Source organism: Aequorivita marina, from assembly GCF_031631895.2.
Classification (GTDB): Bacteria; Bacteroidota; Bacteroidia; order Flavobacteriales; family Flavobacteriaceae; genus Aequorivita; species Aequorivita marina.
The window spans coordinates 24,141-47,441 of record NZ_JAVMBW020000007.1 but is presented as its reverse complement, the minus strand read 5'-3'; the positions used below and the strand labels follow the sequence as shown (position 1 = coordinate 47,441).

The window sequence follows — 23,301 nt, the reverse complement described above, 5'->3', positions numbered from 1 at the left end:
TATAATCTAACTTTTGAAAACAGTTACATGGAAACCTTTACGCCAAAGGTAAAACGCAGTCCTTCATCTCCGGTAAATAGATTGAAAGTACCACTAATCAAATCGGCGGAGTTAACCCAAATTCCACCTCCATAGGAATTATGCCAAACGTTTGATGTGTCATTTGACATCCATACTCTACCCAAATCATAACCTCCAAAAATTCCAATTTGAAGCGGCGTTATAGCGGTACGGAATTTATTAAAGCTGTATCGCAAGTCTGCACCTCCAACGGCAGCGGTGCGTCCCGTAAAACGTTCTTTTCTATATCCACGTAACCCAGAATCACTGCCCAATTGCGCGCCTTGATAAAACTCAAAGTTATTTCCAATATTAAATTGCCCACGTACATCGGTTTTTAAAACGAGCTTCCGGTTTCTGGTAAGCGCATTATAAAAAACTATTTTGGGTTTTACATATCCAAAAATTGCCTCACGCTCTTGAATATTCTGAGTGCCCCCCGCTACCAAGGTAAAATCCATACCGCGGGTTGGGTTCACTTTATTGTCATAACTTTCATATTGATATTTTCCCTCTAGTGTTGCAAAGTACTTGGTTTCATCCAAACCTGTCAGGTTAGCCTTAGTTTCCGTAACAAACCGATCTTCGGTAGCTTGCACCTTAATGCCTTCAAAACGCGCTTTAAATTCGAAAACACTTCCGTAAGGCGAATCTTTTTTAATACCGATAGAGCCTCCATAACCTCCAATGCGTACGCGATTGTAATCTTTTCCCGCATCAAATACATAATCTGGGTTAATGGTTTCATTTCCGAAGCCAAAATAGTTTTCAGAAAAATTTGGGTTCTTAAAATACCCACCTATCAAAAAGTTCCAATCTCCAAATATGTTGGCAAATTCTCCTTCATATTTTGCGATAAAACTAGTAGTGGCAAAATAATACCCCAAGGCCAATCTATGTTGTTGTGAAAAAGGATTGCGCTGAAAGCCATTTACCGTAAACGCATTTGAAATTCCTAATTTAAACCCGTCATCGGGATTATAGCCAAATGAAGGAAGTAATAAATTTACAGATTGAATTTGTTTTTTATAATCATAAGTATTTAGGTCATAATTATCAGTAAACCGAAATCTTGCACCGGCTTTTTGTTCTATAGTATTCTTCTTGCTTTTCTGATCATAGACCTTAATTTTTTTACCATTGGCTATTTTATAGACATCGTTATTCTGCCCGCCGATAATCCGAATGAAGATAGGGTTTTTACCGTCGCCTTTAACTTCAAAAACATCATCGTCATCTAATCCGTAAACCCAAATTTCCTTAGTTTCATTTGCATAAAAAGTACGATCTACCATAATATCGGCCTTTTCACCCCCTTTTATTCTGTAGGCTTTAATATTGGTTTTTCCATCGGGCAGGCGGGTAATTTCAAAATAATCATCTTTATTGGTGCCTATTACCGTCTGCAGCCTAGCGAAGTAATCGTAATATTCCTCGGCAATTTGAACGATGTTATCTCTTCTTCCCTTTAGATTTTTCTTTATATCGGCAGCCGTTTTATCTTGGGCTTCGAGAGGAAGATCCTTAAAAGCACTTTCAACCACGGCGTCCGTAATGACGTTTTTAATTACTTCTGCTTCTTCAAGCCAGACTTCTCTTCCTTGGTTTTGAATTAAAGCATGATCCAATTTAATTCCAGCAGAATTGAACCATTTGGTGTGTTTTAGCTCAGGGCCATAAACCTGAAATTGCCTAGCAGTATTAAATAAGCTACGTGCTACATTAAAAAGACCTCCATCAAATTTTGAATATACCTGGTCTCGATCCCGCGGAATAGGTTCAAAACTCACTGTACCATCCTCATTATCATGCTGGGTAAAGCGCCACTGATCGTTATGCCGATCCCAATCGCCAACCAACATATCAAAAATCCGGGCTCTGATATAGGCTTTTTCGTTTAGCTCATATTTTTCATCCTTATGCAATTTTTCCAAAAGATCATCGGTACTTTCCACATTGTCTGGATAATCAAAAATCTCACCTTTAAATGTTTCATCCGGACGCTCTACAATCATGTATAATTCATCGCCATAGGTTTTATTAAACTTCCCCAGGGCTTTTTGTTTCGGTACATAGAAGAGTTTAGGCTTGGTATGTAGAACATTGGCTGCAGTTGCAAGTTTTGGAATAGTGAACGCACCATACGGATATGCTGCTGTATAAAAATCGAGTATGAGATCTTCAGGAATCGTATTTTCGAAATCACTTTCTATTTCTTTATTCTTAATAATCACATTTTGAAGAAATTGCACCGCACTTTTCTTCATCCCGCGCATATTATAGGTTCTACCATCTGCATCCTCCAGCCTTAGGGAGCGGGTTTGATGGCCGCCTCCTGCCCGAACCACGTGCAAGCCGCCGTAAAGTGTGTCTATACGCACTGTTTTGGCAGTAACTTTGGTACCGTAAGTTTTTCGGTAATGTTGACCCCATAGGGCTTTATAAAAACCTGTTTTTTCCACCATTTCTTCGCTGTAAATACTTGCCTTTACCGTTTCGGGAAAGTTTTCGTGAAGGGTTGAAAAATCAAAGCTTTCTTCGGCTGGAATTATTTCCTTTTGAAAAAGTAATTCTGATGAACCATCTTCATTGGCTTTATAAAATTGGACTTCAGAAGAACCGTTTTTTTCAACATCCAACCTTGCAAAACCTTCTTGACCAGCAACAAATTGTCCATACTGCCCAAGTGCCGCTGCTGTTGCCCCAACGCCTGACCCCGATACAATCTGTTTTACACCACCGTTTTCATTATACTGTAAAGATTGGTCTAAGCCTGAAACAAAAATAAGCCTATCCAGGTCTTTGGTCAATACTTTTAACCGGTTCATAAGCTCGTTATACCGCTCGTTGTAACGATCTTGTTTAGCGATTGCACCTTGAATTTTCACTTGTTTTATAAACGTACTCAAAAAGTCTTTATGGATTGCCGGATATTTACCACCATGCTCCCCGTAGGTAATCATGGGATGATACATTGCAATCAATATGGTCTTGGTGGCATTTTTCTTTAACTCGCTTTCAATTTCAATAAAAAACTTATCGCGGGTTTTAATTTCACACTTTTTATTCATTTTGGGGTACGCATCCCAATCTTCCAAAAACCATTGGGTATCTAAAGCCAGCAAATAAATATCATCATTGATATCAATACCTTCCAAACCACAACCATTGTTAGGCTGTAGAACATCGGCATCATCAAAACGCGCTTTTAAAAAATCTTCTTCAAGTTCAAGCCCATCTACCCCACTTTTCCAATCGCGATTTCCGGGAAGCACGATGACTTCGCCTTTAAAATCTGCCACAGCATCCAATTGCAACTGCATAGAGTTTTTTGCTTTTTGGCTCGCCTCCTCGTCTTTAGGTTGCATTCCAGCGGGATAAAAACTATTTCCTAAAAACAGCAGATAACTGTTCTCCGTATTGTTTTCTGAAATATAGTTTTGAAGAGCCTTGATAGCTTTTGAAGCCTCAGGCCCATCATTTCCAGCATTTCCTATCAGGTAAAAAGTTTTATCCACTTCGGCTGTTGAAACCAGTTTTGAAGAATCTTCTTTTGTAGTTCTATATTGCGGCTTATAGGTTGCGCAGGCAGAGAGGATAACGGCTAACACAAAAGTTATAAAGATGTTAATTTTATTCATATAGATAATTGGCGGTTGATTTTTTAGTAATTTGGATATCTAAAATTTTACTATGAGCGACATTGTGCAAGCTGCTGATAATTTTATCTTTCAACTCTTTAAAGATGAGCTTCCAAACACCTTTGTATATCATAACTATACCCACTCTAAGCGTGTTTATAAAAGTATAAACGAAATCCTTGAAAACTCACAAATTGATGTTAAAGATGCGACCATACTACGTTTAGCTGCTTTATTGCATGACACGGGATATACCGTTTCTCGTAAAAACCATGAAGCGGAAGGCGTAAAAATTGCAACTGAGTTTTTGAAAAAACAAAATGTTGAACAGGATATTATTGATGGTGTAAATAAATGTATTCTCGCCACAAAGTTTAAAAACACTGTTCCAAAAACCGAGCTTGAAAAAATAATCCGAGATGCAGATTCTTCACATTTTGGAAAGGAGTATTTTGAAGAGGCAAGTGAGTTTTTAAGACAAGAATACCTTTTTCAGAACGTACACAATTTTAGTTCTGCTGAGTGGTTGAACGAAAATATTAAAATGCTTGTTGAAGACCATCAGTTTTATACTGAATACGCCCTCAAGCATTGGCAGCCCGTAAAAGAAGAAAATCTTGGGAAACTGCTTAAAGATCGTAAAAAAAGAAACGAAAAAATTGGCAAAGAAGAGACCAAAGCCAAGTTAAAAGCGAAATACAAAAATGACAGCCCAGAGCGTGGCATACAGACCTTTTATAGAACGGCACTCAGAAACCACATGAAGCTAAGCGATATCGCAGATACAAAAGCCAATATTATGTTATCCGTAAACGCAATTATCATATCGTTGGTGCTGTCCAATTTAATTTCAAAACTGGACAACAACAACTATTTAATTGTACCCACCGCTATTTTTATACTTTTTAGTGCTATCACAATGATATTAGCCGTTATTGCAACTCGCCCTAACGTTACCAGAGGTGAGTTTACAAAAGAAGATGTTGCTAACAAAAGCGTGAACCTAACCTTTTTCGGGAACTTTCATAAAATGGAACTCGAACAATTTGAATGGGCTATAGACGAGCTGCTAAAAGACAGAGACTACGTTTACAAATCGCTGACAAAAGATTTATATTTTCTAGGAAAAGTATTGGATAGAAAGTATAGAATTTTACGACTCACCTACACCATATTTGTTGCAGGAACCATAATTTCGTTGTTAGCTTTTGCTATTTTCTTTTATTTGGAAATGTAAGTTTAAAGCTCAGCCAAAAGGTCGTCATAGTTATAATACTTTTTGGTTTCCCCATTTTTTTTAGAATAAAGTATATTTACGCGCAACGCTTTTAGTCCGGTAACGCCCTGTAAATCTTCCAGTTCTAGCTTTTCTACTTCTTCTCCAAACATTTTTTTATGCTGTAGAAATGATATGTACTTCAAGTACTCTTCTTCATCTTCCTTTTGAGAGTATATAATTGAAATTTTTCCGGGTTGGGTAATACGCTCTTCAGTACCTTTTATATTCGCCTTATCAACTCGTTTTTTTACAACTTCATAACGGGCATTATAAGTGCCATCTACATCAAAGCGCTTTTCATCCATTCTAAAGCGCAAAGACAACGAGCCATTAAAAGCAAGGATCATAGAAGCTACATCTAGATTTATTGGTAGCGCGTCTTTAAGGTGGAAATAGCTATTTTCCATCTCCCAAACCACCTGCAACTGCCACAGTTTTAAGTTGTTTAAATAGATCTTATTAAAAGACCGTTCCTTGGTAATGCTTTCTCCCATATATAGGTTGTGCTCTACACCATCCGTCTTAAACCGTTCAAAATAATGCGGGTACATGGCTTGGGCTTCCTGCTGTTTTCTATCTAAAACTGAAGCGAGCTTTTTATTGATGAGCATCACGCTTTCGTCATAGTCTTTTCGGTGCTTATAAACAAAACCAGTATCAGAATCTATCAAGGCATCATAATCATCTACCAATTTTTCATACGTCTTGCTTCGTTCCCGAATATGCTTAAAAAATGGAATTATATCAGAAGACAAAAAATCCAAAATTTTTCTTTCAGCATCTACTTTAAGATTTTCCGAAATAGCTTCTAGAAATTCATTTATATTGAATTTCATCTGTTCTAAAATAGGAAGCGATCTATGCTTCATAAAATCATCAAGAACACGGTCTATATAAGTTAGTTGAAGCCTAAGATCTTTTTTGGTAGCTTCATTTCGGGCCTCAGAAGAGCCTTTAATATCAGTTTGTCCGTAGAGCGGAAAAACATCTTCAAAAATAACTTCACGAAAAACTGTCTGTTTTCCTTCGTTACTTGCATTCAAATACAATTTGGCCTCTCTCCTAAACTTCCAATGCACGCTGGGGTGCAAAGCCGTACATTCTTCTTGGATAATCAATTCCAATTCATTTTCAAGGTTTCGCTTAGAACGCACCACGGTGTCAATTACAAAAGGCATTATGTCTCGCAATTTATTAGCATTAATTGTATTGAGGACATTCGCTTCGGGTGACACGAGTTCTAAAACCCCTAAAACCCTGTTTTCATATATAATTGAGGCAAAAATGGCACTTTTCACACCTTGATCCAGCATTTTTTTATAAACAGGATTATCAGGATATAAGGCATGGTAACGCGCTGCATCGGTTATGCAATAAAATTCCTTTTCACTAAAAAGGGTGTAATATGAAGCATTGCACAAGGCTTCTTTACAAGGCAAAGAAGTTTCTTTATTTAAAAGGTAACTATCTACTTCTTCAAACAAAACACGCTCAAAAGCTTCCGATTCTGCGTTGTAATCTGTAAAGCCAATTTCAAGACTGTTTAAATTAAAAATTGAGCGGAAAATATTAGTAAAGTTCGTATCGTAGAAATCGCCATTTTTTTCAAGACGCAATAAGTTTGTCTTAAAATCTGAAATGGAAACATTCATAGTTGCATCCAAAAGGGTAGCAATAACAAAGCCCTTAAATATCCAGCTATTCGGCGGAAATTTTTCTTTCCAAACTGAAATATCATCAAAATTCTCTAACAGCTCATTCAGGTCTTTTTCAGTAATATCAGGAGCATCGGCTGTTTTTTCAATGGAAACAAAATCGGCATTATACAGCAGGGTATAGCTCCTAATCATTCCTTGAGAATCTGGGATGTTGTAATAATACGAACGCCTAAAATCTATTTTTTCTCCGTAATATTGATTTAATACAAAGCTGCAGCCCATAATATAGAATTCATCATTATCAAAGTCGATAATATCTAGGGAAAAATCTTTCCCAGCCGCTTTCATTATGTTTTTATACCGCTTGGTACTTTTAAAAGCGGTGTCTTGATAGGGCAAAGTAGCAAGTTTTATTTCGTTGCTTTGTAAGGCTGAAGGAAATAATGGTGACAACACTTTGTCGATTTGCTCGTTATACTTCTCAAGATTATCAAAATCTGAAATTCCCGAGGATAAGATGGGATAGTCTGTCTCTATAGCAAAGATTTCAGAATACCGGTTATTGTCAACCCCGCCATTCGCAATTTCTTCCCGGTAAGCATCAAAAACTTTTTTGAAGCCTACTTCTATTTTTAATGGAAATTCGTTTTTTTCTTCTTTCATAGTTTAAAACAGCAAACCTATAAATGTACAGCTTAATGACAAGCTTATATGTTAATAAATAACAAAAATACACAGGTGTTTTCTACTTTCAAATATTAAACGGCTACTTTTGCCAAAATTTAAAAGACTAATATATGAGACTCATTTTTGCTGCAATCCTTACATTAACAATAATATCTTGTAATGAGAAAAGCGATGGTTATAAGCTAGAAGGCGAGGCTATTGGCTTTGCAGATGGTACTGAAGTAGTTATCTACACACTTGAAAACCAACAACCCAAACCAATTGACACCCTGGTTGTTAAAGAAGAGAAATTTTCTACTGAATATCCAAGTAACGATACCACACCTTTAAACTTTTTGAGGATAGGCGACGTTAATGCCTCCTTATTGTTTTTTCCTGAAAATGAAGATTTAACCGCAAAGATATACAAAGATAGCATTCAAGCCTCTCGAATTCGCGGTGGCGCTCAAAATGCGGCCTATATTGGGTTTGTAGAGCAAATGGGAAAATTCAATAAAAGAAAGCAGGAGCGAATGGAAAGCTATCGTACCGCTAAAGAAAATAACGATACGGCTGCAATTGCTGAATTACAAAGCGGCAATCTAAACCTTATGAATGAGGAAACCGAATACAAAAAGAATTTTTTAAGGGAGAATAACAAATCCATGTTTTCGGTAATGCTTATTTCTGAAATGGCTAGCAGACAGGAAATCACCCCTTCAGAAGCATCCGAATTACTTGAAAAAATGGATTCTGAAATTCTTTCTTCAGATATTGCCAAAGAATTAAAAACTAGTTTAGATTCAATTAAAAAATCTGATGTAGGCAATGCGGCTCCAGACTTTAGCGCACCAACGCCAACCGGTGAAACCATGTCTTTAAAAGATGCCATGGGAAAATATACAATTATTGACTTTTGGGCTTCTTGGTGTAAACCATGCCGCGTTGAAAACCCTAATGTGGTAAAAGTTTATAACAAATATCACGACAAAGGTTTAAATATAATCAGTGTTTCACTAGATAAGGCCAACCAAAAAGACAAATGGATACAAGCTATAAAAGACGATAATATGGACTGGCACCACGTATCTAACCTAAAATTTTGGCAAGATCCAATTGCAAAAAGCTACAATGTACGTTCTATTCCAGCTACCTTTTTATTAGATGAAAATGGTGTAATTATAGACAAAGATCTTCGCGGTGCTGCTCTTGAAGCTAAGATAGCTTCCCTATTGGGCGGTGAATAGATGTGAGATGTGAGATTGAGAAAATTTATAAAAAAGCCTCGGTTTAAAAATAAACCGAGGCTTTTTTATTTGAGTTCAAAATTAATTCAACAGGAAACTTACATTTACCGTTGTTTTAATTTCCATTTCGCCAAGTGCGATGGATTGGTCTCCACTGCCAGAAGAGTCGCTCATAGCTGCCATTCTATACATTGGTCGTGGACCCGGCGAGCTGCTAAATTCACTTATAGAAACAGCCTTTCCAATAGTCTGATTTAAAGCGCTAGCATATTCTTTCGCTTTGAGCTGTGCATTTTCAATTGCTTTTTTGCGCGCCTGGCTTTCCAGTGCCGCTTTGTTTGACGATGAAAAGTCGAGGCCATCAATGCGGTTTATCCCAGTTTCAAGTAAACCCTCCACCACTTCTTCATACTTGTTTAAGTCGCGCAATTTTACTGATAGTGATTGATTGGCAGCAAAAGTATAGGATTTGGTGTTATAATCGTAATTTTTACTGAGGTTCATATATTTTGTTCGTACGTCTTTTTCGTCAATACGCATTGATTGCAAAAATTTCAATACCTCTTTCACCGTTTTATCATTCTGTTTCTTTATGGTCTTAGTATCCTCTCCCGTGTTTTCAACGCGAATGTTGATGGTTACTTCATCGGGGACTACGCGAACAATCCCTTCTCCCGTTACAGATACACTTGGAGTTGCGGTGTTTTGTGCCATCATAGTAGTTGTGGTAATTGCTAAAATTAAAAATGTTTGTATTCTTTTCATAATATAAAATTTGAGGTTTTTATGTCATACACATCCCGTTGCAAGCCATAGCGTTAAAAAACCTAGTCTGTAGTCTGTATTAAAGCTTCCCGAGTTTGTGCAGCACAAATAAAATAATCAAGGGAATCGCCAATAACACAACAATCCACAAGCTGGTTTGAAACAAAGAAGGTGCAAAAGCGAGCGTTAATATATAACCTCCAACTGCCCCACCAATATGGGCATCATGACCAACATTTCCCAATCGTTTTTTCATGCCGTAAATGGAATACAACAAATATGCCATTCCAAAAAGCCAAGCGGGAATAGCAATTGGTATAAAAAATAAATAAAGTCCCATGTTTGGGAAAAACAAAATGGCAGCATACAATATCCCCATCACTGCGCCACTTGCCCCTATCGCGCTATAATGCGGCTCATTGCTATGAAAGTAATAAGACAAAAGATTACCCGCCAGCAGACTGCCAACATAAATAATCACAAAATAGGTTACCCCTAAACTTGCAATAACCACATTCGCAAAAAAGTAAAGCGTAAGCATATTAAACAACAAATGCGAAAAGTCTGCATGTAAAAAAGCCGAACTGAACATTCGTATCTGTTCCCCGCGACGAATTCCGGCAATATTGAATTTATACTTTTCAAAAAATGAAGTGTCGTTAAAGCCTTTTAAGGAAATAATAACGTTGGCGGCGATAATAATTATAGTCGCAATATGAAGGTTTTGCATTTATAAGAAGAAATTAAATGGGTTTACATTAGAATTGTAAAAATAGAAAATAAGAAACTATAAATCGATGTAATGACCTTATAGGTTTATTTATACGTATGGATAAAAAAAACAAAGCCATAATAGTGCCAAAGCAACGTCATATCAACTTTTAAAAGTAATCGTTTTGATATTTATAGCTTCAATTCGTGCTTTTGGATAGTCTTGCAACAAATAATTTGAGTAGTTTTGCGGTAATTATTGCTATGCAAAAACTTCTTTATATACTGGCATATCCAATTCTTTGGTTGCTGTCCAAATTACCAATGGGTATTTTGTACTTTAAATCCAGTGCACTCTATTTTTTGGTCTATTATATTGTGGGTTACCGCAAAAAAGTAGTTAAGGACAACTTGGCCTTAGCCTTTCCGGAAAAAACGCAACAGGAAAGAGACCGAATTGCAAAAGGCTTCTTTAAACACTTATGCGACGTTATTTTTGAAACTATAAAGGCGTTTACCATTTCGGAAAAGGAAATACGCAAACGTTTTGTAGTTACCAATGCCGAAATACTTGATTCTTATTATGAAAATGACCGAAGCATCCTATTAATGGCTGGGCATTACGGCAACTGGGAATGGAGCGGCATTTTAAATAAGCTGATGAAGCATCAGGCCCACGCCGTTTATAAACCCTTGGATAGCAAACAGTTTGATGCCTTAATTAAAAAGACACGCGAACATTTTGGTGGCATTATTGTTAGTAATAAAAAAATAGTCACCGTTCTTTTTAGAAAATGGAAAAAGGGCATTAAGACACTTACCTATATCCTTTCTGATCAAACCCCGAAAATGGGTGCTTTTAAACACCGCGATAACTTTATGGGTATTGACGTCCCCGTGTTTACAGGCACTGAGGAATTGGCTAAAAAAATGGATTTTTCAGTACTCTATCTCAAGGTAGAAAAAGTAAAGCGAGGCTATTATACCGCTACTTTTGTTCCTTTGGCCGACAAGCCTAAAGACTATCCTAATTTTCAGATAACACGCCTGTTCTTTGACACTTTAGAAGACCAAATTCGTGAAAAGCCGGAGTACTACCTCTGGTCGCATAAACGCTGGAAACTTAGAAAGTAACGCTGGTTAGCACGGACATCCCGCCCGTGCCTCACAACAAAACACCCAGATAGTTTAAAACTAAACCTCAGCAATACCTTTAATTTCCCCAATAATCTTGTCTGCCAATGCATCTGCCTCTTCTTGGCTTTTTGCTTCCGTATAAATTCTAATGATAGGCTCAGTATTCGATTTTCGAAGATGAACCCAGTTTTCTGCAAAATCAATTTTTACACCATCAATAGTATTAATGTCTTCCGAGGCGTATTTAGCTTCCATTGCTTTTAGAATACCATCAACATCTAATTGTGGGGTTAATTGAATTTTCTTTTTACTCATAAAATAGGCAGTGTACTTTTTTCTGATTTCGCTCACCGCAATTCTTTCCTGTGCCAAAAAGCTTAAAAACAAAGCAACGCCTACCAAGCTGTCTCTTCCGTAGTGCAATTCTGGATAAATTATTCCACCATTGCCCTCACCGCCAATAACTGCCTTGGTGGCTTTCATTTTTTCCACTACATTCACTTCGCCTACAGCACTCGCAGTGTATGTTTTGCCGTGTTTTTCGGTAACATCGCGCAAGGCTCGAGAAGACGACATATTAGAGACCGTATTGCCAGGAGTGTGTTGTAACACGTAATCTGCCACGGCTACCAGGGTGTATTCTTCACCAAACATTTCGCCTTTTTCATCAACAAAAGCCAGTCTGTCAACATCTGGGTCAACTACAATTCCAAAATCTGCATGGTCTTCCACTACCATTTTCATCAAATCGCCCAAGTGTTCTTTTAACGGCTCTGGATTATGAGGAAACTCACCATTTGGCGTACAATAAAGCTTTACTGGTTCAACGCCCAGTGCTTCCAATAGTAGCGGTATGGCAATTCCACCTGTGGAATTTACGCCATCAACCACAACTTTAAAACCACAAGATTTAATGGCTTCAACATTTACTAAAGGCAAATCGAGAATTTCATCAATGTGCATATCTATATAGGCGTCATTTTTATGAATTTCGCCAAGATGGTCAACCTCGGCAAAATCGATATCGCCCGCTCCAGCAAGGTCCAAAATCTTTTGTCCTTCGGCAGCATTTAAAAACTCCCCTTTATTATTTAGCAATTTTAATGCGTTCCATTGTTTGGGGTTATGACTTGCGGTTAAAATTATTCCGCCATCGGCATGCTCCATAACAACGGCCATTTCAACAGTTGGTGTAGTAGAGAGGTTTAGGTCAATAACTGTAATTCCCATTCCCACAAGGGTGTTCATAACAAGTTGCTGGATCATTTCGCCCGAAATCCGAGCATCGCGCCCCACCACTACTCTATGGGTTTCTTTATTGCGTTGTTGTTTTACCCAAGCGCCATAAGCTGCGGCATATTTTACAGCATCTATTGGGGTTAAGTTTTCGCCTTGCGCACCACCAATGGTTCCGCGAATTCCTGATATAGATTTTATCAATGTCATATTTTCAACTTTTAGGCAAAGATACCTTAATAATAATAGATACCTTTCGGACAAAATTGTAAATTGTAGGATGAATTTTTTAGCCCACATCTATCTTTCTGGCAATGAGGAAGAAGTAATAATCGGTAATTTTATAGCAGATGGCATCAAAGGCAAACGCTATCAAAGTTACCCGCCCAAAGTTGCCAAAGGCATTTTACTACACCGCGCCATTGATACTTTTACAGATGCACACCCCACGGTACACCAAAGCACGGCAAGGCTCCACGAAAACTACAGCCATTACAGCGGCGTAATTGTAGATATACTTTACGATCATTTTTTAGCCAAAAATTGGTCTAAATACTGCGATCAGCCCCTTGATGAGTATGTTGAAGATTTCTATGCCTTGCTTCGGAAGAATTTTACCGATTTGCCTCCTAGAATCCAAAAAATGATGCCGTACATGGTTGCAGACAACTGGTTGCTCAGTTACGCCACTGTTGAAGGCATAGGCAAAGTATTGGCACAAATGAACGTACGAACCAAAGGAGTTTCTAAAATGAATTTGGCGGTAAGGGAGCTTGAAGAATACTACGATGAATTTGAAGCAGAATTCACTTCTTTTTTTGACGAACTAATAACTTTTTCCAAAATAAAACGCAGCGAATTATGAAATTATACGCACTTATTTTAATTCCCTTACTACTATTTTCTTGCAAAGAAAAACCAGATACGCAAGTGGCCCCAAGCCCCAAAGAGGTTGAAGTAATCGTTAATCCGGTTGTTGCAGACAGTGCTATGGTTGTTTCTGCCCGTGCCGAAGCTTCTAAAATTGGTACAGAAATCATTAAAAATGGCGGTAATGCATTTGATGCCATGATAGCAACCGAAATGGCCCTAGCGGTTTCCTTTCCGTACGCAGGCAATTTGGGCGGTGGCGGGTTTATGGTCTATAGAAGCCAATATGGCGAAATTGGATCTTTAGACTATCGCGAAAAAGCGCCGTTAGCTGCTACAAAAAACATGTATCTGGACGAAGAAGGTAATTTTATTTCTGACAAAAGCTCGGTAGGCGGGCTTGCAGTTGGTGTTCCTGGAACGGTAGCTGGAATGTTTGCTGTTCATGAAAAATTTGGAAGCTTACCTATGGAGGTTATTTTAAGACCTGTTATCAACCTAGCTAAGAGCGGTTTCGTAATTACTGAAAAGCAAGCAAAAAGACTAACCCATTTCATTCCTGTTTTTGAGGAGGTGAATGGTCAAAACTCAATATATACCGAAACCTATAATGCAGGAGATACATTAAAAAACCTGGCATTGGCAAATACCTTAACTAGAATTTCCAAAAACGGACTTTCAGAGCTATACGGGGGCGAAAGTGGTAAAAAACTGGTTTCCTTTCTAAAGGAAAGAGGCGGTATTATTACCTTGGAAGATTTGGAAGCTTACGAAGCAAAATGGCGCGAACCCATAGTTTTTAATTATAAGGATTTAAAGGTTATCTCAATGGCACCTCCTTCTAGCGGTGGCATTTGCTTAGCACAGATTTTTAATATGATAGAACCTTACCCTGTTTCAGATTACGGCCATAATACCGAGAAATACATCCAGGTTCTCGCAGAAGCAGAACGCAGGGCCTATGCCGACAGAAGCTTTTACCTAGGCGATCCCGATTTTGTAAACATTCCTGTAGATTCGTTGCTTTCAGAGGCGTATTTAAGCCGAAGAATGGACAGTTTCAGTTTTGACGCCGCAACGCCTTCCACCGAAATAAAACCTGGGGTTATTGCAGGTCATGAGAGTATGCAGACTACGCATTATTCAATTGTAGATTCCTTCGGAAATGCGGTCTCGGTTACAACAACCTTAAATTCAGAATACGGTTCAAAATTATATGTAAACGACTTAGGTTTCTTTTTAAACAACGAAATGGACGATTTCAGTGCCAAACCCGGTGTACCAAATGTGTATGGCCTCGTGGGTGGCGAAGCAAATGCCATTGCGCCCCAAAAACGTATGTTGAGCTCAATGACGCCAACCATTGTTGAAAAAGACGGCGCGCTATCTATGGTAGTGGGCACTCCCGGCGGTTCTACTATTATAACCTCCGTAGCCCAAACCATTCTGAATGTGTATGAATTTAATATGAATATGCAAGAAGCCGTTGATGCACCCCGGTTTCACCACCAATGGTTACCCGATAATATTCGGTATGAAGCCGATCGTTTTTCAAGAGACTTGATTGAAGGCCTCAAACAAAAAGGTTATCCCGAAAACAAAACAGCCGATCCAATTATCGGAAAGGTGGACGCTATCTATGTACTTCCTGACGGAAAGCTGGAAGGCGGAGCAGACAGTCGTGGCGATGACACTGCCATTGGATTTTAAATTTTGATTATTTAGCAATAACCAACGATAAGGTATTTTCAAACCACTACGGTTTTGTGTATGATTAATGACGTAAATAGGCATGAAAATTAACAGATTAATACCGGATAGAAGATCCGTAAGTCCCCGAGAGTTATCGGAATTCGCAAGCAGGCTATAACCAAACTTTTAAGCACACAAAATGTTGGTGCTAGTGTTTATCTTTCAATTCGTTGATTTCTTTTTTTAATTCAGGAAGTTCTTTTATTATTATAGTCCAAATCACTTCATCAGAAATACTGTCATATTCGTAAGCAATTCGATTCCTAGTTCCAATTATTTTTTTGAGCATTAACAATCTCAATTTCAGAGTGTTCATATTTCAAAACTCTATTAATTGCCTCGCCTATAATTTCTATATTTCGTTCTATGGCTTTTTTTGTTTTTAAATCTTTTTGATATTCAAAAAAATTACGATTTTCTGGTAGAAAGTCAAAAATCTCATCAATTGACCTTTCAACATCTTCAAGCCAAGAGTTAATTCTATTGTCCATAAATCAAAACCTTAGTTTCATCAATTTCCTTTCTGAAATACTTATTTTTAATGGCTCTATATTCAATTAAGTCGATTTGACGTTTTAATATTTTCTCTAAATTATCTTTTAGTTGAAAATATAAATTAGTGTACTCAAATGGATCAGTTTCATCAAAATCCACAACAAAATCAATATCAGATTCATTACTAAAATCATTTCTAGTTACTGAACCAAAAGCAGAAAATGTTTTAACCCTGTATTGTTCACAAAGCTTTATAATCCGATTGATATTTTTGTCATTTATTTTCATATAACAAAAATAGTCAAATTTCATGTATGTTTAATTCTGTGTGCCAATTTTTCGCATTAGCCACAGCGTTTTTGTTTAATCCATAAACTTGTAGCCAAATCAAAACGAAACCGACTTCCTTTTTAAACATTTAGAGAGAAAATGTTTTCAATAAGAAATCCAGATGTCCAAGCTTCTGTCTGTTAGCACACAATCTTGGTTTTTTATTCCTTGAGCGAATACGTCACGTCATCCGCTTCTCGCCATAGCTTTAACACAACCGCAAACGACCACCCGAACTGCCCGTTTCGGCACGAGCAAATATAATTTCTTTAACTAGTCAATATTGATTCTTACTACAAAAATTAACACCCTCACCAGAGTATGCACACCTTAATTTCCAATCAATTGAGTACCTTTGCACGCTATGTCTAAAAACGAAGATTTTATTGAAGTTCTGGGTGCCCGCGTCCACAACTTAAAGAACATTGACGTTCGTATTCCACGAGAAAAACTGGTAGTAATTACTGGACTTTCAGGCAGCGGAAAGTCTTCCTTGGCTTTTGACACCATTTATGCCGAAGGACAACGCCGTTATATTGAAACCTTTTCGGCCTACGCTCGCCAATTTTTAGGAAGCCTAGAACGACCCGATGTTGACAAAATTGATGGTCTTTCGCCAGTAATTGCTATTGAGCAAAAAACCACGAGTAAAAGTCCGCGTTCTACCGTTGGCACCATCACCGAAATTTATGATTTCCTTCGTTTGCTCTACGCCCGCGCCAGTGATGCCTATAGTTATAACACAGGGCTAAAAATGGTAAGCTACAGCGACGAACAGATAAAACAGCTGATTCTTGAAGAATTTGCTGAAAAAAAAGTGAGTATTCTGGCGCCCGTCATCCGTTCCAGAAAAGGACATTATCGCGAGCTTTTTGAGCAAATTGCCAAACAAGGTTTTTTAAAGGTACGTGTTGACGGAGAAGTACGCGATATTGTAAAGGGCATGAAAATAGATCGGTACAAAACCCACGATATCGAGATTGTTATAGACCGGTTAAAAGTACCGCCACTCCCTAAAAACTCCGACAAACCCGAAAAAGGGAGCGATAACGACAAGCGTATTTCCGAGACAATTAATACAGCAATGTACCACGGCGATGATATTTTAATGGTGTTAGACAACGACACCAATGAAGCCCGGTATTTCAGTAGGTCGCTGATGTGTCCGTCGTCAGGAATTTCATATCCCAATCCAGAGCCAAACAACTTTTCATTCAATTCGCCTAAAGGAATGTGCCAAAACTGTAAAGGCCTAGGGCAACTTTATGAGGTAAATCTAGAAAAGCTGGTTCCAGATCCAAAGCTATCCATTAAGCAAGGAGCTTTGGCAGCACATGGACCACAGAAGAAAAACTGGATATTTAAGCAATTGGAGCTTATTGCAGAACGGTTTAAGTTTAAAATGACTGATTCGTTTGAAAGTATTCCGAAGGAAGCAAAACAGGTTATCTTTTACGGCGGAAATGAAAAATTTGACTTAGAGTCTAAAACCCTGGGCATTACTAGAAGTTATAAAATTGATTTTGAAGGGGTAGCCACCTTTATTCAAAACACCTACGATGCCAACGAATCTAGATCTTTAAAACGCTGGGCCAAGGAGTATATGGATAAAATTCCTTGCCCTGAATGTGAAGGCACTCGCTTGAGAAAAGAATCGCTTTATTTTAAAGTTAACGATAAAAACATTGCCGAACTCGCCCAGATGGATATCGTAGAATTGGCAGAATGGTTTAAAAACCTAGCGAAAGATCTATCTGAAACCCAACAGCAGATAGCTTCTGAAATTATAAAAGAAGTCCGTTCTCGCATTGATTTCCTAATAGACGTAGGGCTTACATATTTAGCTTTAGACCGAAGTTCAAAATCACTTTCCGGTGGTGAGGCGCAGCGTATTCGGTTGGCTACACAAATTGGTTCGCAATTAGTAGGTGTGTTGTATATTTTAGATGAACCCAGTATAGGGCTTCACCAGCGCGACAACGAGCGATTGATAAACTCATTAAAGCAATTAAAAAACATCGGGAATTCGGTTATTGTAGTGGAACACGACAAAGACATGATTGAAAGCGCCGATTATGTGATAGACATTGGCCCAGCAGCAGGAAAGCACGGTGGAGAGATTGTTTCTGAAGGAACACCAAAAGAAATTGAACAGCACAACACGCTTACCGCAGCATATTTAAACGGCAGCAAAAAAATAGAAATCCCAAAAACCCGAAGAGCAGGAAACGGTAAAACATTAACTTTAAAAGGTGCCACTGGCAATAATCTAAAGGATGTTTCGGTTAAATTCCCCTTGGGTAAAATGATTGGGGTCACCGGCGTATCGGGGAGCGGAAAATCAACATTGATCAATGAAACCCTCTACCCTATTCTAAATGCTCACTTTTTCAACGGTGTAAAAAAACCCATGCCCTATAAAAAGATTCTGGGGCTTAAAAACCTTGACAAGGTAATAGATATAAACCAATCGCCTATTGGCCGGACACCGCGGAGTAATCCTGCCACCTACACTGGTGTTTTTTCAGAAATACGAAATCTATTTGCCAAAACACCCGAAGCGATGATTCGTGGTTATAAGCCAGGTCGGTTTAGTTTTAACGTAGTTGGTGGTAGATGTGACACTTGCAAAGGCGCTGGGTTACGTGTTATTGAAATGAATTTTCTTCCAGATGTTAATGTTGAATGTGAAACCTGTCAGGGAAAACGCTTTAATCGTGAAACTTTAGAGATTCGGTACAAAGGAAAATCAATTTACGATGTATTGGCTATGACCATAAATGAAGCTGATGAGTTTTTTGAGAACATTCCAAAAATCCACAGAAAAATAAAAACCATAAAAGATGTTGGATTGGGCTATATAACACTTGGGCAGCAATCTACAACGCTATCTGGCGGAGAAGCACAACGCATTAAACTAGCTACCGAATTATCCAAACGCGATACCGGCAACACATTTTATATTCTAGATGAACCAACTACCGGTCTTCATTTTGAAGATATTCGCGTCTTGATGCTCGTATTGAACAAGCTTGTAAACAAAGGCAATACCGTACTGATTATTGAGCACAACCTAGATGTAATTAAAACAGTTGACTACATTATAGATATTGGCCCCGAAGGCGGAAAAAATGGCGGAAAAATAATGGCATTGGGCACTCCCGAAGAAATTGCCGAGAACAAAAACAGTTATACGGCTGGCTTTCTTAAAAAAGAATTAAATTAGCAGAAATGATAATATAAAATCCCAATTTGGAATTTCCATAGTTTAGGATTTTAAACTGTAAATAATGAAATAAATAGAATGAGAGACGAACAAGTACCAAAAAACTGGAATCAAGTGAAGACAAACGACTCATGGGCAATCTTTAAAATCATGGGCGAGTTTGTACACGGATATGAAAAAATGAGCAGGATTGGCCCCTGCGTTTCAATTTTTGGTTCTGCCAGAACTAAACCAGACCATAAATATTATAAGCTAGCAGAAAATATTGCTAAAAAAATTACTGAAAATGGCTATGGTGTCATAACCGGAGGTGGCCCAGGAATTATGGAGGCCGGAAATAAAGGTGCCCATCTGGCCGGTGGAACCTCAGTAGGTTTAAACATCACCTTGCCTTTTGAGCAGCATGACAATCCGTATATAGACACAGATAAAAGTATTGATTTTGATTACTTTTTTGTACGTAAAGTTATGTTTGTAAAATACTCCCAAGGCTTTGTGGTAATGCCTGGCGGATTTGGAACCCTTGACGAGCTATTTGAAGCCTTAACACTTATACAAACCCATAAAATTGACAAGTTTCCTATTATACTAGTAGGTACAAAGTTTTGGGGTGGATTGTTTGAATGGATAAAAGAAACGCTCTTAGAGGCTAACAATAATATAAATGCCGAAGATCTAGACCTAGTCCATTTGGTAGATACCGAAGAAGAAGTATTGACCATTTTAAACGAGTTTTATAACGAATATAACCTGAGTCCTAACTTTTAACTAAGCCTAGGATGATTAACGTGATAGCAATTCTTGTCTTTTTTATAGTTTCCCTGAGCATATTCGCACAGGGAACTATAAAAACCAAGTGTTATAACTTATTGGAGTACCCTTCAGTCAAGCCTCCCAATCGTGAAGCGGTTTTGAGCGATATCGTAAATGACTACGGACTGGATTTTTTTATGGTTTCAGATAATTAAAAATATTTTTTGCTGGCCGTAAGCCAACTTTCCAAAGGAGTTTATTACCTTACCACCAGCTACCCAACTTCACAGACTTTTAAATTCCTAAAAACTTCTTGATAGTACGAAGTATTTTATACAGCATTCTTTTTTGTTTCGCCCTACAAGCGAAAGCGCAGCATGCTATAAACATAGATGCTAAACTGAATGCCGCACAGCAAAGTTTAGCTATTGAACAGCAAATTGTTTACAAGAATACTTCCGAGGATACACTTCAGGAAATTTATTTTTTTGATTGGGCCAATAGTTTTTCAGCTAAAACTACCCCGCTTGCCAAACGCTTCGCCGAAAATTACGACAGTTCATTTCACTTTGAAAAAAAAGAAGACCGCGGAAAAACAGTCATTGATAACGTTTTTAACGAACAAAACCAACCTTTGCAATGGCAACGCGGAAAAGCAGTAGATATTTTAAGAATAATACCTAGAGCCCCACTAAATCCTGGCGAGAGCTATACTTTCAATTTAAAATACAAGGTTGAGCTTCCAGATGATAAATTTACCCGTTATGGCGTAAATAAACTAAACAACTACAAACTGCGATATTGGTATATTGCACCGGCAGTTTACGATGGCGAATGGCAGGTTTATAGCAATAAGAATACGGACGACCTGTATATGAGCCCCTCGGAGTTTTCCATATCGTTTGAATTTCCGAAGAGCTACTCCCTTACCTCAGAACTTGATGTGGTTTCGGAAACTAATTTAGAGCGAACAAAAACCATTAAGCTTTACGGAAAAGACCGAACTAAGGCCATACTTCATCTTGAAAAAAGAAAGACCTTTGAAACTATTGAAACCGATAAGCTCACGGTAGTTACAAACATTCAAAACAGCAACGTAAACGCCCCCGTACAGGCTTTAGTGATAGATAGAACGGTTCAATTTCTCAATGAAAAATTAGGGCCTTATCCCTTCGACAAAATGCTAATTAGCGAAACGGATTATAAAACCAATCCCGTTTATGGTCTCAACATGCTACCCAGTTTTATAAGTCCGTTTCCCGATGGTTTTGAATATGATATGGAGCAGCTTAAAACCATAACGCGGCACTATATAAAAAACACATTCATTCTTAATGCGCGTAAGGATTATTGGTTGCAGGACGCCTTGCAAATTTATTTGATGATGGAATACGTAGATGCGTATTACCCCAAAATGAAAATTATTGGCAACCTCAGCAATTGGTGGGTTATTCGGTGGGCCCATGCGGCCGACTTAGAGTTTAACGATCAGTATCCTATTTTGTATTTAAATATGGCCCGCAATAATATTCATCAATCCCTTACCACTTCAAAGGATTCGTTGTTAAAATACAACATGAATATTGCCAATGCCTATTACGGAGGAAGTGGATTAAAGTATTTAAACAGCTACTTAAACGACGGCGTTTTAAATAATAGCCTCAAACAGTTTTATGCCACAAATAAACTGAAAAAAATTCAGTCTTCAGATTTTGAGAATTTTCTTGCCAGTAAAACCGAGCTTCCCATTAATTGGTTTTTTGAAGACTTTGCCGATACGCGAAACACGATTGATTTCAAAATAAAAAAGGTTGAAAACCAGGGCGATTCCCTTCAGGTTTTTATCAAGAATAATAGAAAAAATAAACTTCCCGTTTCTCTATATGGGCTTCAGAATAACGAAATTGTTTATAAAGCTTGGACAGCACCTATAGACAGTGTTTCGTCAATTACGATTCCTGCTGATAACATTGAAAAGTTAGCTTTAAATTATGAAGGCGACATTCCTGAATACAATCGTAGAAATAACTTTAAGAACCTTAATGGAATTTTAAACAAGCCCCTTCAATTTCGGTTATTCCAAGATGTAGAAGACCCCAATTATACACAGTTTTTCTTTATGCCTATTTTTGAGTACAATCTTTACGATGGCATTTCAACCGGACTTAGACTATACAACAAAACGGTACTTCCTAAAGCAGTACATTACAGTTTAGAGCCGCAGTTTGGGTTTCGGTCTAAAACCTTGGTGGGTAGCGCATCTATAAGTTACACCCAACAAATGAATCAAGAAAAACTCTATGCCATGCGCTATGGTTTTTCTGGAAATTACTACTCGTATAATCGAGGACTTTTTTACAAAAGATTTACGCCCTACATCACTTTTTCGTTTAGAAATAATGATTTACGCGATAATGAAAAGCAGTTTATAAACTTGCGAAACGTTAATGTATATAGAGACAACGACCCTAATAATCCAGACCAAGAGCCAAACTACAGTGTTTACAATATGCAATATGTGTATTCAAACCCAAACCTTATCAACTATTTTAGAGGTGTTGTAGATTATGAAATTTCTTCAAAATTTAGCAAGCTGTCTGTAGATCTTGAATATAGAAAGCTGTTTTTAAGCAATAGACAGCTTAACCTGCGGTTTTTTGCCGGAATTTTTCTCTTTAATGACACTCGGGAAGATGAAGATTTTTTCAGTTTTGCCCTCGACCGTCCAAACGATTATCTATTTGATCATAATTATTACGGAAGAAGTGAAGATTCAGGGCTTTTTAGCCAGCAGTTGATTATTGCTGAAGGCGGATTTAAATCGCAATTAGAGCCTGCTTATGCAAATAGCTGGATAACTACGGTAAATGCCAGCACTAATATCTGGAAATGGATCTATGCCTATGGTGATGCCGGACTTGTACATAATAAGGCACGCGGAACCTCTGCCGTGTTTGACACCGGTATCCGCTTAAACCTAGTTGCAGATTATTTTGAGCTCTACTTTCCTATCTACTCAAGTTTAGGTTTTGAGCCTAGCCTTCCGCATTACGATGAAAAAGTTCGGTTTATCGTAACCTTAAGCCCGAAAACCTTATTAAGCCTTTTTACCAGAAGATGGTATTGATTAAAGTTAAATAAGCGTTTCTTAAAAAGTGATTTCTTGCTTTATTTCCAGTAATTATTAGCCGCAGCAATAGTGGCAAATTCTGTTGCTACCACTTGCCCTACTGCAATTAGCATTGCCGCATCTTCAGAATAAACGGGGCGTAATTTTTCGCGAACGGCTGCATCTGGCTGAGTAGCCTTAATAATCAACCGCGACATTTTTACTGCTAATTGACGGCCTTCTTCAGGGGTTTTAGTGATAAGGGAGTTTCCGGGTATAAGTTGAACTTGTTCTGACATATTTTCTGTTTTTTTTAATAGTTACAATTAGTAGTGTCCGATTAAAATAATAAAAAAACCACTTGCT

The 23,301-nt window shown here is 37.9% G+C and carries 18 protein-coding genes; 9 read left to right on the top strand and 9 right to left on the bottom strand.

Annotated features, from left to right (window positions below):
- Positions 1 to 23: 23 nt before the first annotated feature.
- Positions 24 to 3,701, bottom strand: a complete 3,678-nt coding sequence (locus tag QPK98_RS09610) for a BamA/TamA family outer membrane protein (RefSeq protein ID WP_310993044.1) — start codon at positions 3,699 to 3,701, stop codon at positions 24 to 26.
- A 52-nt stretch (positions 3,702 to 3,753) separates the two neighbouring features.
- Here QPK98_RS09610 and QPK98_RS09605 point away from each other — a divergent pair, with 52 nt between their 5' ends.
- Positions 3,754 to 4,938: a Pycsar system effector family protein gene (locus QPK98_RS09605; RefSeq protein WP_310993043.1), complete on the top strand. Its 1,185-nt coding sequence runs from the start codon at positions 3,754 to 3,756 to the stop codon at positions 4,936 to 4,938.
- Between the two features lie 2 nt (positions 4,939 to 4,940).
- On the opposite strand, the gene QPK98_RS09600 is transcribed toward QPK98_RS09605, so the two are convergent.
- Positions 4,941 to 7,301, bottom strand: coding sequence for a GAF domain-containing protein (locus QPK98_RS09600; RefSeq protein WP_310993042.1), 2,361 nt, complete (start codon positions 7,299 to 7,301; stop codon positions 4,941 to 4,943).
- Positions 7,302 to 7,435: 134 nt separating this feature from the next.
- Here QPK98_RS09600 and QPK98_RS09595 point away from each other — a divergent pair, with 134 nt between their 5' ends.
- Positions 7,436 to 8,551, top strand: coding sequence for a redoxin domain-containing protein (locus QPK98_RS09595; RefSeq protein WP_310993041.1), 1,116 nt, complete (start codon positions 7,436 to 7,438; stop codon positions 8,549 to 8,551).
- Between the two features lie 81 nt (positions 8,552 to 8,632).
- Here QPK98_RS09595 and QPK98_RS09590 read toward each other — a convergent pair whose 3' ends face one another.
- Together QPK98_RS09590 and QPK98_RS09585 are read right to left on the bottom strand one after the other, a co-directional pair.
- Positions 8,633 to 9,316 carry an SIMPL domain-containing protein gene (locus QPK98_RS09590; RefSeq protein ID WP_310993040.1) on the bottom strand — a complete coding sequence of 228 codons (684 nt, stop codon included), beginning with the start codon at positions 9,314 to 9,316 and terminating at the stop codon, positions 8,633 to 8,635.
- 79 nt (positions 9,317 to 9,395) lie between these two features.
- A complete protein-coding gene (locus QPK98_RS09585; RefSeq protein WP_310993039.1) occupies positions 9,396 to 10,046 on the bottom strand; it encodes a rhomboid family intramembrane serine protease in 651 nt (216 codons plus the stop codon).
- Positions 10,047 to 10,291: 245 nt separating this feature from the next.
- On the opposite strand from QPK98_RS09585, the gene QPK98_RS09580 reads away from it, so the two are divergent.
- Positions 10,292 to 11,161 carry a lysophospholipid acyltransferase family protein gene (locus QPK98_RS09580; protein ID WP_310993037.1) on the top strand — a complete coding sequence of 290 codons (870 nt, stop codon included), beginning with the start codon at positions 10,292 to 10,294 and terminating at the stop codon, positions 11,159 to 11,161.
- 60 nt (positions 11,162 to 11,221) lie between these two features.
- Here the strand turns inward: QPK98_RS09580 and glmM are convergent, their stop codons facing one another.
- Positions 11,222 to 12,610, bottom strand: coding sequence for a phosphoglucosamine mutase (glmM, locus tag QPK98_RS09575; protein ID WP_310993036.1), 1,389 nt, complete (start codon positions 12,608 to 12,610; stop codon positions 11,222 to 11,224).
- Between the two features lie 70 nt (positions 12,611 to 12,680).
- On the opposite strand from glmM, the gene QPK98_RS09570 reads away from it, so the two are divergent.
- Entirely contained in the window at positions 12,681 to 13,265 is a 585-nt protein-coding gene (locus tag QPK98_RS09570) for an acyl carrier protein phosphodiesterase (protein WP_310993035.1), read from the top strand.
- Positions 13,262 to 14,980, top strand: coding sequence for a gamma-glutamyltransferase (gene ggt, locus QPK98_RS09565; RefSeq protein ID WP_310993034.1), 1,719 nt, complete (start codon positions 13,262 to 13,264; stop codon positions 14,978 to 14,980). Before QPK98_RS09570 ends, ggt begins: the two co-directional genes overlap by 4 nt.
- A gap of 190 nt (positions 14,981 to 15,170) precedes the next feature.
- On the opposite strand, the gene QPK98_RS09560 is transcribed toward ggt, so the two are convergent.
- Genes QPK98_RS09560 through QPK98_RS09550 form a run of 3 tightly spaced genes read right to left on the bottom strand, consistent with a single transcriptional unit; the run spans position 15,171 to position 15,829 of the window.
- A complete protein-coding gene (locus QPK98_RS09560; protein ID WP_310993033.1) occupies positions 15,171 to 15,311 on the bottom strand; it encodes a HepT-like ribonuclease domain-containing protein in 141 nt (46 codons plus the stop codon).
- Positions 15,286 to 15,513: a HepT-like ribonuclease domain-containing protein gene (locus QPK98_RS09555; protein WP_310993032.1), complete on the bottom strand. Its 228-nt coding sequence runs from the start codon at positions 15,511 to 15,513 to the stop codon at positions 15,286 to 15,288. Before QPK98_RS09555 ends, QPK98_RS09560 begins: the two co-directional genes overlap by 26 nt.
- Positions 15,503 to 15,829: a nucleotidyltransferase family protein gene (locus QPK98_RS09550; protein ID WP_310993031.1), complete on the bottom strand. Its 327-nt coding sequence runs from the start codon at positions 15,827 to 15,829 to the stop codon at positions 15,503 to 15,505. Before QPK98_RS09550 ends, QPK98_RS09555 begins: the two co-directional genes overlap by 11 nt.
- A 382-nt stretch (positions 15,830 to 16,211) precedes the next feature.
- On the opposite strand from QPK98_RS09550, the gene uvrA reads away from it, so the two are divergent.
- The 4 genes from uvrA (at position 16,212) to QPK98_RS09530 (ending at position 22,953) form a co-directional block, all read left to right on the top strand.
- On the top strand, positions 16,212 to 19,073 hold the full coding sequence (uvrA, locus tag QPK98_RS09545; RefSeq protein ID WP_310993030.1) for an excinuclease ABC subunit UvrA: 2,862 nt from the start codon (positions 16,212 to 16,214) through the stop codon (positions 19,071 to 19,073).
- 78 nt (positions 19,074 to 19,151) lie between these two features.
- On the top strand, positions 19,152 to 19,841 hold the full coding sequence (locus tag QPK98_RS09540; protein WP_310993029.1) for an LOG family protein: 690 nt from the start codon (positions 19,152 to 19,154) through the stop codon (positions 19,839 to 19,841).
- Between the two features lie 11 nt (positions 19,842 to 19,852).
- Positions 19,853 to 20,041 (top strand): hypothetical protein, encoded by a 189-nt coding sequence (locus QPK98_RS09535; protein ID WP_310993028.1) that lies wholly within the window; start codon positions 19,853 to 19,855, stop codon positions 20,039 to 20,041.
- 98 nt (positions 20,042 to 20,139) lie between these two features.
- A complete protein-coding gene (locus QPK98_RS09530; RefSeq protein WP_310993027.1) occupies positions 20,140 to 22,953 on the top strand; it encodes a gluzincin family metallopeptidase in 2,814 nt (937 codons plus the stop codon).
- Positions 22,954 to 22,994: 41 nt separating this feature from the next.
- Here QPK98_RS09530 and QPK98_RS09525 read toward each other — a convergent pair whose 3' ends face one another.
- Positions 22,995 to 23,234: a hexameric tyrosine-coordinated heme protein gene (locus tag QPK98_RS09525; protein ID WP_310993026.1), complete on the bottom strand. Its 240-nt coding sequence runs from the start codon at positions 23,232 to 23,234 to the stop codon at positions 22,995 to 22,997.
- Between the last annotated feature and the right edge of the window lie 67 nt (positions 23,235 to 23,301).